3 protein-coding genes are annotated in these 1,526 nt (G+C 45.5%); all 3 read right to left on the bottom strand.

The window, feature by feature from the left end:
* Nucleotides 1-407, bottom strand: a 407-nt coding sequence (locus tag RMO79_RS06715) for a PIN domain-containing protein (protein WP_310482297.1), incomplete at its 3' end; no start/stop codon positions are given.
* Nucleotides 407-862, bottom strand: coding sequence for a helix-turn-helix domain-containing protein (locus RMO79_RS06710; RefSeq protein WP_310482295.1), 456 nt, complete (start codon nt 860-862; stop codon nt 407-409). The genes RMO79_RS06710 and RMO79_RS06715, both read right to left, overlap by 1 nt.
* Before the next feature lie 256 nt (nt 863-1,118).
* On the bottom strand, nt 1,119-1,526 hold a 408-nt coding region (locus tag RMO79_RS06705), incomplete at its 5' end, for a CHAT domain-containing protein (RefSeq protein WP_310482294.1).

Raw genomic sequence — 1,526 nt, 5'->3', positions numbered from 1 at the left:
CCAACAAACACATCTGGGTGTTGGGCGACTATTTCATGTTTGGCAAGGATTGGATCTGGAAAATCCTTGAGGTTAAAAGTGACGATAATTTTAGCATCTGCGCTAATGGCGGCAGCTAGAACGTGGCGATCGTCAGGATCGGGTAACTCTAGGGTGGGAATTAAATTCTCGAAATCTGTAACTAGAGAATCGGGCACATTCTGATTCATCAAGACTCTCAACCGTGCAAGTCTATCAGCTTTCAAGTCAGGACGTTTGATTAATAAATTTCGCGTCCATTCATCATGAATCAGCTCCGTCCATTTGGCGCGAAAAATTCCGGTTGTTGCCAATTGAACTAACAGATCGCGTAAAGGGGCAGGATATAGAACGCAGGCATCATAGACTACGGCGATATTAGCAGCCATCAGTCGTACAGTCCTAGCTCTTGAGAAATAGCTAGCATTTCATCTAACCCTTGCGCTGTAGCTAGATCGATCCGATTTTTATAAACCATCAGATCGTTGAAATTTATCCGGCGGTGTTTGCCAACTTTATGATGGGGGATTTCACCTAGTTCGATTTGTTTGATTAAGTATGGGCGGGAAACATTGAGTAGATCGGCGGCTTCTTGAGTAGTGAGTTCGGCATGAATCGGAATCAGGCTAACGGCATTGCCCTGAGCCATTTGGGTTAAAGCATCGACGAGTAAGCGGTATGCAGCAGCGGGGATGGTGGCTGAATGTTTATTACCGTCTGCTTCGACAATCTCAATCTGATGGACGTTGGGACTGAGATAGGTAGTCAGGATGCGGCTGCTCTCTTGGGAGAGTTTGGTGTCATCTTCACTAGGGATGTAGGCAGGGTAATTGAAGTTGCCCATAATTTAACCGTTGGCAATCCAACATTGGGGGACTGGTTAAATTTTAACGAATTATTCGCAATAATCGCAACGACATTACACATCTTATTTACTTGGACAGTTTGAAGTCCGATCGAGATTAGCTACACACTGCGTAGCATCTGATTGCTGGACACATCTAGGAAAAGTTGAGCTATGAAGGGGGATAGCAGGTAACAACTCGAATAAAGGAAAAATCAGGATCGTGAGATCTACCTGCGATCGAATCTTTGTTCTGTTACTTCTGGATGCGTAAATTAACCACCTTGCCATCGATCGTGAATTTACCGATATCTCTAGCAATCACATATTTCATCGCTCCGGTATCGCCCTGACAAATCCAGGCTGCCCAGAAATAGGGATGGCTGAATGGTTGGAAGGCATCATCGAGATCGTGGTTTTTACCATGTAATTCTGTCAGCGCGTCAATTCCAGCTCCATTGGGTATTCGATCGAGAGTCGCGACATCAATATCGCGGAGATATATTTGGGCTTCTTTAAGCGCGGCGGCTTTGCCCATGTACCGTTCTAAATTATCGAGGAAACGTTCGATCAAAATTACCGAGGCATAAACGGGGATTTCCCACAGGGTAGCAATGAGGGTTTTGGCTCCAGCGAGGGCAAAGGCACGACGTAACCCATAGAC

This window comes from Chamaesiphon sp. VAR_48_metabat_403 (assembly GCF_031422475.1).
Classification (GTDB): Bacteria; Cyanobacteriota; Cyanobacteriia; order Cyanobacteriales; family Chamaesiphonaceae; genus Chamaesiphon.
The sequence above is the reverse complement of the archived record's forward strand: the minus strand, read 5'-3'. Positions and strand labels throughout refer to the sequence as shown.